This is a genomic window from Daejeonella sp. (assembly GCF_036405355.1).
Lineage (GTDB): Bacteria > Bacteroidota > Bacteroidia > Sphingobacteriales > Sphingobacteriaceae > Daejeonella.
The window spans coordinates 1-4,000 of the sequence record NZ_DASWXT010000130.1 but is presented as its reverse complement, the minus strand read 5'-3'; the positions used below and the strand labels follow the sequence as shown (position 1 = coordinate 4,000).

Below are 4,000 nucleotides of genomic sequence, written 5' to 3'. Positions count from 1 at the left end.
CATCTGATTGACAAACAATAATATAGCTCCTAATACAAAGAAGGCTGTTTCTATACTTAGCCATTGATTGCCAAAATCTCCTAGAGGACCATCCACAATGATAGTGATCAGCCTTGAAAGTGCATAGGAAAACCAAAATAGTGTCAGGAATCTTATCGCCAGAATTATCTTAGTAATCAACAGGTAAGTCAGCCCTGAAATAATCGACATTCCTACACCTCCATAAATTCCTCGTATGGAACTTATCGCATCGGTATTATCAAGTTTAACCCTGACCAGGTCCATTGTGGCCTGTGGGTCAAATAAAGATAAAAGGCTTACAGAAGCCAGACCGAAGATTGAAATGCCTACAAAGAGGATATTAGATGTGCGAATTGTAATTTCTTTTTTCATTTTCTTTGATTTTAGTACAGGACAAAAATCAGAATCCAGAAAATCTTATATATTGGTAAATACCATGATTTCGAGCGGGATGATATTCGCTTTGTGACAAGGAATTAATCATTGAAAAACAGGTGATTTCCAGAAATGAGCTAAAGAGTGATGATTTTAAGAATTGCCCGGATCAGTATTTTTTTACTCTTTCAATTTCGTTATGGATTCGCTTATTTATATCAATCCTGGCTCCGGAAAACACATAAATTTTGGTTCTGTATTCTCTTGCATATTGGTTTGTTATAGAATCCGCTAAAGAAGATTTATTAAAATAGGGGCTGCTGGTTTTGAGTTCAGTTTCAATTTCATCGAATTCCTTGATCCGAATGAGATTGGAATAACTTTGTTCAAGATCGAACCAATAGAGATAATCTGCATTGAATGAAACTGCCCTGATTCCTTTTTTGCTGTAGTAATTTATTGCACCAGCCTGTCCGTAATTATCGCATAAAACCAAAGTTTGGTCAGTATCAGAGACTAATGAGTATAAGCTATCGGTTTTTTTGGCCAATTCTTTCCATCCCAGCATATCAGCATAATCTTGTGGTAAAGCATGATTCTTACCATCTTCCCAGCGCAGTTGCCCCGTTTCCTGATAGTGCTTTGGATTTTGAACAATGTATTCCGGACTTTTATTGGGGAATGCGAGTTTATAAAGCGGGATAAAAAATAATATTGGAAGTGCCAGCGCAATTGCCTGTAGGGATTTCAGGCGATTTTTACTAAGTATATGGCTAAGATATACAGCCCCTAATGCGATATAAATTGGATAAAGTCCGATAGCATAATAGGCTTTAGCCTTCAGCATTAAAAATATTGACAGGGTAAAGAGCATGGCCCAAAATAGGAATCTGAATTTCCGATAAGGGTCATAAATGAGCAAAGCAATCAGACCTGCAATAATCGTAAAAATAGAGCCTGTGAAGAATAGCATTTGATCTTTTAAGAAATCCAATCTGTTAACATTAACCAATTGAGTTTCGGCTAATTCTTTCATGTGGGCAAAAACCGGAAAGTCATTTTGGTATTGCCATAATAGGTTTGGGAAGATCAATAATAATCCCAGCAAAACAGAAAAATAGAAATCCCTTTTCAAAAGCAATTTTCGCTCTTTACCAAGTAAAATAGCCGGAAGTAACCCTGCCAATAAGAAGATAATATTGTATTTGTTAAGAAATCCAAGTGCAAAGATTATTGCTGCATAATAAAGCCATTTCCGGTTTTCAGTATTGAAATAGCTGATCAGCATAAAATACACGCCTGTCCAGCATAAAACATCGAATGAATTGGGTTGATACAGCATATTCAACCTTAATAAGGCTGATATTAATACTCCTGTTGCTCCCAGGCATAATGCAAATAGATTGCCCTTTAGTTGTTCAATACATTTCCAAACAATTAACAGCGTTAAAGCGCCGAAGAGTGCCGGAAAGAATTTTACCCAAAACATACTGCCTCCCAGCAGAAATATTAGTCCTGAGAACAATGAAGTAAGAGGAGGAACAGAGCGGTAACCCCATGCCAGATGATGAGCCTGATCGAGATGAAGAAATTCATCTCTGTGCAATTCATATTCAGGACTGATCAGGAAATATTGCAGGATAAATTTGAGTGCAATAAAGCCGATTAAAAGTAAATTCCTCTGCTGAAAGAGTTGTTTCATGCAGGAATTAATTTCTTATGCCTTCTTCACAAATTCAGACTTTAAAGCCATAGAGCCAAATCCATCAATTTTGCAGGATATATTATGGTCGCCATCACTGAGGTGAATGTTTTTCACTTTTGTGCCTGCTTTGATCGGTTTTGGGGCTCCTTTTACAGGGAGATCTTTAATGACGATAACTGAATCACCATCCTTTAACTCATTTCCATTAGAATCGAGCACTTTAATTGTGCTTTCTGATTCAAGGTTCTCGTCAGCCGGATCCCATTCATGGAAACATTGGGAACAAATCATCAGGTCTTGATCCTGGTAGGTAAATTCAGATTTGCATTTTGGGCAGGGGCTGATGGTATCGCTCATGTTTTTTTATTTATGCGGCAAAGTTAAAAAAACAGTTAATATTCCATCTTTTTTAAAGTTTAAAAGCATTAGCTGGATTTTACGATGTTTTATGATGAAATATTTTAAACAAAAAACCTGCTTATGAATTTACAATTTGTTTTACTCCCATTTGATAAGAGGTAGGGGTAAAATTAAATCGTTTTTTAAATTTTGTACTATCAAAGAAATAATCCTGATCATACTGATACATCATTTCGGGCATTTCCCTCATGAAAGGCATAAAAATACCCAGAATTCTGATAAGAAACATGGGCAAAATATTGAGCTTTTTATCAGTCTTCATTTCTTTGTTGAAAAGATCTACCCATTCCTGACCACTTAGTGTATCATCATAAGTTGGTAAATGCCAAACCTGATTATATGAATCGGGGGTATTCCCCAAAAGGGCGCATGCTTTTGCAGCATCTGGAGTGTAGATGAAGGAATGCTTTTTATCTCCATTAATAAACCAATTGGCATTCTTTCCTTTTATCAGATTATTGTAAACCACTTGAATCAGATAACTATTTTGATTTCCCGGACCATAAAAATCGGGAGATCTGGCAATCAGAGCGTTTATCTTTTTTTCTTTTATAGCTTTGAAAAGCATTTCTGCAATTTCTTTTCTGACCAGCCCCTTTTTGCTTGGCGGATTTATCGGTGAATCTTCTGTCATATTGGGTATTGCAGATTTATCATACATATACACATTATCAAAGAAAACCAGTTTAGCCTGATGCCGGATGCAGGATTCAATTGTTGCTTTCATCAGCTTCGGCCAATTGTTCTGCCAGGTTTTTAAATTGTAATCGAATCCAACAACAAGATAAACAATATCAGATCCTTCAATTGCCTTATCAACCATATTGGGATCGGTCAGGTCTGCCGGAAATAATTCATCAGATTCATTAATCTTTTCAGGATTCCGGCTTACCAATCGGATATTTTGAGTGTAATTCAGGAGTTCTTTAGCGAGTAATTTGCCTATTGTGCCATTTGCTCCGAGTATGGTTTGTTTCATTGTTAATCAGGTATGAAATTTTAAGCTGTTATTCTAAAGACAAGGTCAGAAATTAGATAAAATAATTTCTGTTTTATTACAAAATCAACAGGAATAAAATCCAATAGATTTATTGAGTCTTTGTATGCTTTAAAATGAAATCAACTATGGGTTTCGGGTCTTGAAGACTGTGTGGATGGTGCCCAATGCCTTTCTTAACGATCAGTTCGATTTTTCCACCAGCAGCACGATAAATTTCGGCCAGTTTGAGACTATTTTCTTCAAAGGGTACAACCGTATCTGCATCCCCGCAAACACTTATAATCGGAATTTTAGCCTTTGCCAGCTTCTGGCAATTATTTAGTGGAATTCCTTTAAAGTCCTTTACAGACAATTCTGTCAGATCGTAAGCTTTCAGACACTTCTCCCAGTCGTTTTTTGATCCCTGGCCTTTCCCCAATCCGCCCGGCCAGCTTTTAATATCACAAACAGGTGCATCAACATAAATGCAAAATACTTTA

At 36.5% G+C, this 4,000-nt stretch carries 5 protein-coding genes; all 5 read right to left on the bottom strand.

Translation table 11 applies throughout. The features are described from left to right. Window positions 1-393 (bottom strand): DUF4345 domain-containing protein (locus VGE44_RS16510; RefSeq protein ID WP_331081196.1); only part of this gene is annotated, 393 nt, incomplete at its 3' end. Window positions 394-565: 172 nt separating this feature from the next. Further along, window positions 566-2,098 carry an ArnT family glycosyltransferase gene (locus VGE44_RS16505; protein WP_331081195.1) on the bottom strand — a complete coding sequence of 511 codons (1,533 nt, stop codon included), beginning with the start codon at window positions 2,096-2,098 and terminating at the stop codon, window positions 566-568. A 15-nt stretch (window positions 2,099-2,113) separates the two neighbouring features. Next, complete coding sequence (locus VGE44_RS16500) at window positions 2,114-2,458, bottom strand: zinc ribbon domain-containing protein YjdM (RefSeq protein ID WP_331081194.1); 345 nt, start codon at window positions 2,456-2,458, stop codon at window positions 2,114-2,116. Window positions 2,459-2,579: 121 nt separating this feature from the next. Next, window positions 2,580-3,500, bottom strand: a complete 921-nt coding sequence (locus tag VGE44_RS16495; protein WP_331081192.1) for an NAD-dependent epimerase/dehydratase family protein — start codon at window positions 3,498-3,500, stop codon at window positions 2,580-2,582. Between the two features lie 109 nt (window positions 3,501-3,609). Beyond that, on the bottom strand, window positions 3,610-4,000 hold a 391-nt coding region (locus tag VGE44_RS16490), incomplete at its 5' end, for an alpha/beta hydrolase family protein (RefSeq protein WP_414649345.1).

Bases quoted from the DNA above. Each gene is read 5' to 3' on its own strand.
- VGE44_RS16505 (WP_331081195.1), bottom strand. From the start codon at position 2,098: ATGAAACAACTCTTTCAGCAGAGGAATTTACTTTTAATCGGCTTTATT.
- VGE44_RS16500 (WP_331081194.1), bottom strand. From the start codon at position 2,458: ATGAGCGATACCATCAGCCCCTGCCCAAAATGCAAATCTGAATTTACC.
- VGE44_RS16495 (WP_331081192.1), bottom strand. From the start codon at position 3,500: ATGAAACAAACCATACTCGGAGCAAATGGCACAATAGGCAAATTACTC.